2 pseudogenes are annotated in these 735 nt (G+C 61.2%); both read left to right on the top strand.

Annotated elements, in window-relative coordinates:
- Nucleotides 1-381, top strand: a pseudogene (locus tag E4Q23_RS23060) (hypothetical protein); the annotation flags it as partial.
- 128 nt (nt 382-509) lie between these two features.
- A pseudogene (locus E4Q23_RS23055) lies at nt 510-735 on the top strand (sigma-70 family RNA polymerase sigma factor); the annotation flags it as partial.

The following is a 735-nucleotide window of genomic DNA, read 5'->3' as shown; positions in this document are numbered from 1 at the left end:
GTGAGTCGTGAGCATGCGCCATTGATCACTCCAGAGGATCGGTTGTCAGCGGAGGCCGCCGATCTTCTGGAAGGGCTGTTGGAGCATCCCGAGATGGCTGGCAGTATCAAGGATCGTCTCGTGGCGCTGCCACGGCCCGAGATATCAGTGATCATGGACCGGTTGCTCGGTCGCGCCCGTCAAGAACAGGAGTGGGGCACGCCTGCGATTCTGGAAGCCTGCATGGCCGTGGCTGCCGCAGATGCGCCTCAAGGGCAACGACTCTCGGGGTTCCTGAAAGAACGCCCGGCCACACAGATCAAGGCGAGCATTGTTCCCAAGATTGCCGATGCGTATTCCACACCAAACTGGACACGGATTCCAGACGAAACTGGACAGTGATTCCACGGCAAACTGGACACCGATTCCAGAGCAAACTGGACAGTCATTTGTAATATCGTAGCGCGCGGGATAACCGTGGCACCCTCGGGAGATTTGCCGAGGCCCACATGGCGAATAGCAGGCTATCCATGCGCAAGATTTTTGACGTTTTACGGCTGTCGCTTGAAGGCGGTCGCAGCCACCGCGAGATCGCCCGGGCGATCAATGCTTCACCGACGACCGTCGGCGATCTCCTCCGCCGCGCGAAGCTCTACGGCATCACCTGGCCCCTGCCGGCAGGATTGAGCGAGCCGGCGCTGGAGGCGCAGCCTGTACCCGCCGACGGCACCGTCGAACCAGGCTCGGCCGATCCCG

It is taken from the genome of Candidatus Accumulibacter phosphatis, assembly GCF_012939955.1.
In the GTDB taxonomy this organism is placed as follows: domain Bacteria; phylum Pseudomonadota; class Gammaproteobacteria; order Burkholderiales; family Rhodocyclaceae; genus Accumulibacter; species Accumulibacter delftensis.
This window is presented reverse-complemented; position numbering and strand designations above follow the sequence as displayed.